We start from the raw sequence: 2,931 nt of genomic DNA on the forward strand, positions 1-2,931 counted from the left end.
AGGTAGGCCCAATAACCCGTGCCCGCTATGGGATCGAGCAACCTGCCTTCGGCGTGGTCGGCCACGAACTGCACGGTGTCGGGATCGGGGATGGTCCAGCAGTAGCGGCGTACCAGCCATTGCCGGTTCGGCGAGCGGGCCATGTTCTCTTCGACCGTGCGGTCCAGGCTGAAATAGCCGACCACCGGGTTGCCGCCGACGCTGTCGGTCTCGACGCAGTCCTTGACCGCGTCCCAGTAGGGGTTGTCGACGGTCACCGTCGGTGGTCCCGCCGCAGCGACGCGCGTGCCGATGCGGAGCCGCTACTTGACCTGCTCCGGGTTGACCGGGCCATCGCGCCAGGGGCGCGGGCTCTTCGGCAGAATCATGAACGCCACGGGCAGGCGTACCAGCGCGTCGCGGCCGGCGACCTCGAGGAACACGATCTCCATTTCCAGGCGGTTCAACGGCCGCGTTTCCATCATGAAACGCGTCCGCAGGTAGCGAGGCGTCCTGAGCCACTCGACCAAATTCATGCCCGCGACTCTACCCCTTTAGCGGAAATACTTGGTTTGCACGATATTTCACGGCAACCACTGCCGGTTGGGGCTGAAATTCGAGGACGTCAGCTCATGCCGATGCGAATGTTCTTCACCTGCAGAAACTCGTACAGGCCTTCGACTCCACCAGTGCGCCCGAACCCGCTCTGTTTGTAGCCGCCGTAGGGGCCCTGGGGTTCGATGTCGCTGTGCCTGTTCACCCACACCGAGCCCGCCTGTAGCTGACGCGCAACCCGGTGTGCACGTTCCAGGTCGGAGGTCGCCACGAGGGCATTGAGACCGTAGCGGGAATCGTTGGCGATCCGGACCGCCTCCGCCTCGTCGCCGAAGGGCATCACCGACGCCACCGGCCCGAAGGTTTCGGTCTGCGCCAGCGACGAACGGTTGTCGACGTTGGTGAAGATCGTCGGCTCGAGGTAATAGCCGGATGCCAGCTCGCCACCCAGTCGCCGTCCGCCGGTGACCAGATCACCAGCCCGTTCGCTGACCGCCCGGTCGATGACCCCGAGGATGCGTTCGACGGCGGCTTCGGTGATGACGGGACCAAGCACCACATCGGGTTGCAGCGGATCACCGACCTTGGCGGCCTGCACGGTCGCCACGAGTTTCTCCACGAAGCGGACATACACGGATGCCTCGACCAGGATCCGCGAGGCGCAGGCACAACTCTGGCCGGCCTGGGTGATCGGCCCCTGGTGCGCGGCGATGACGGCGGCCATGTCGAGGTCGGCGTCGGCGAACACGAGATAGGCGGACTTGCCGCCCAATTCGGCCGTCACGGGGGTGAGGTTGTGCGACGCTGCCTGCAGCACCTTCTGGGCGGTCGCCTGGCCGCCGGTGAAGTGGATCTTGCCGACCCGCGGATGACGCACCAGCGCGTCGCCGCCTTCCGGGCCCGCGGGCAACACATTCACCAGTCCCGGCGGCAGACCGGCTTCGATGCACAGTTCACCAAAGCGCAAGGGCGCCAACGACGCAAGCTCGGAGGGTTTGAGGATCACCGCGTTGCCCGCCGCGAGCGCGGGCGCCACCGCCGCGCCGGCGACCACCAGCGGCCCGTTCCACGGCGCGATGACACCGACGACGCCGTAGGGTTCGCGTTCGACGAGATTGACGTCGAACGCGCCGGCGACGGGAGTGCTTGCCCCGTGCGTCTTGTCGGCATAACCGGCGTAGTAACGCAGGAATCGTTCGGTCAGCACGGAGTTACCGGCCACCGAGACCGGGACGCCGTAATCGTGCACGTTGAGTTCGGTCAGCTCGGCAAAGTGGTCGCGCACCACATCGGCCAACCCGAACAGCAGATCGCGACGGCGGTCGACGGGATAGGACACCCATTCCCGGTGCGCCTCCCAGGCGCTGTCGACCGCCCTGTCGATCTCGTTCTCGCCGGCCAGGGGGATGGTCGCGTTGGGTCGGCCGGTGCCGGGGTAGACGTGCTCATAGTCGCCGCCCGATGCCGTGCTAATACGTTCTCCGCCAATGAGTAGCGCACCTGAGAGCGCGGGCGTGGACGCGGTTGCCGTCATGGCGGATTTTTTCCTTCGTTGTGGTGTCAGCCGACGGACGTGTGCTCGGCCCGGCGCTCGGCCGTCACGCGCTGTTTCTGTTCCGCGATCACCTGGTTGAGGTATTCGGCCTTGGCGCAGCCGTAGTACGCCGCGAACTGCAGTGCGAGTTCGTCCATCTCGTCGAAGGAGACGTCGCCACTCTTCAGCGCCGCGTACACGTGCGACATGATCGGGATTTCGGCGTCCTGAAAGGCGACGCAGGCCACGGTGATCAACCGGCGTTCCTTCATCCCCAGGCCGGGGCGCAGCCACATCTCACCGAAGACGAAGTTCAGAATGCCCGCACCCGAGTACGGGTTGTCGCGCATCGGCGCGAACGGCAGGCAGTTGATCTCCCGGAAAGATTCCTCGCCGCCTTGCAGCCGCTGCTCGGGGTCGCTGGCGGTGACCAGCGGCAGCAACGGTTCCGGGGGAGGGGGTGCCTCGCCGCGGGCCTCGGCGATCTTGGCCCATTGCATGTCTACCGCGATGTTGAACCGAGACGCCTTCGGCCAGCCCGCATAGACCGCGAAATGCAGCACGGTTTCCCGCATTTCGGTGATCGTGAGGTCGCCGCTGTTGAGTGCGGCATAGACGTGTTGTTCCAGCGGGGTCTGCGCGTCGGCGGCCGCGACGCAGGCCAGTGTCACGAACCGTCGATCGCGGCGGCTGAGGCCCGGCCGTGACCACACCTCGCCGAAGACAAAGTCGATCAGTCCGCCCGCGTACGGACTGTCGCCATCGGGCGGATCGAACGTCATCACCTCGGCGAAGGTGCGCACCCCGCGTTCATGTCGCGCGCCGTCGCGCATCGGGGCCTTAGCGGATTGTGACACCGGCGT

The 2,931-nt window shown here is 66.2% G+C and carries 4 protein-coding genes; all 4 read right to left on the reverse strand.

Annotated features, from left to right (window positions below; all coding sequences use genetic code 11):
• The coding region (locus A5708_RS17545; RefSeq protein WP_155766060.1) for a hypothetical protein at positions 1-257 on the reverse strand (257 nt) is incomplete at its 3' end.
• Positions 258-302: 45 nt separating this feature from the next.
• Entirely contained in the window at positions 303-515 is a 213-nt protein-coding gene (locus A5708_RS17550; protein ID WP_065029847.1) for a hypothetical protein, read from the reverse strand.
• Between the two features lie 89 nt (positions 516-604).
• A complete protein-coding gene (locus tag A5708_RS17555; protein ID WP_065029848.1) occupies positions 605-2,068 on the reverse strand; it encodes an aldehyde dehydrogenase family protein in 1,464 nt (487 codons plus the stop codon).
• 26 nt (positions 2,069-2,094) lie between these two features.
• Positions 2,095-2,901 carry a carboxymuconolactone decarboxylase family protein gene (locus tag A5708_RS17560; RefSeq protein ID WP_065029849.1) on the reverse strand — a complete coding sequence of 269 codons (807 nt, stop codon included), beginning with the start codon at positions 2,899-2,901 and terminating at the stop codon, positions 2,095-2,097.
• Between the last annotated feature and the right edge of the window lie 30 nt (positions 2,902-2,931).

This window comes from Mycobacterium colombiense, assembly GCF_001672755.1.
GTDB classification, from domain to species: Bacteria; Actinomycetota; Actinomycetes; order Mycobacteriales; family Mycobacteriaceae; genus Mycobacterium; species Mycobacterium colombiense_C.

What these genes read in the sequence shown, in the direction of transcription:
- A5708_RS17550 (WP_065029847.1), bottom strand. Translation starts at nt 515, where the DNA reads ATGAATTTGGTCGAGTGGCTCAGGACGCCTCGCTACCTGCGGACGCGT.
- A5708_RS17555 (WP_065029848.1), bottom strand. Translation starts at nt 2,068, where the DNA reads ATGACGGCAACCGCGTCCACGCCCGCGCTCTCAGGTGCGCTACTCATT.
- A5708_RS17560 (WP_065029849.1), bottom strand. Translation starts at nt 2,901, where the DNA reads ATGCGCGACGGCGCGCGACATGAACGCGGGGTGCGCACCTTCGCCGAG.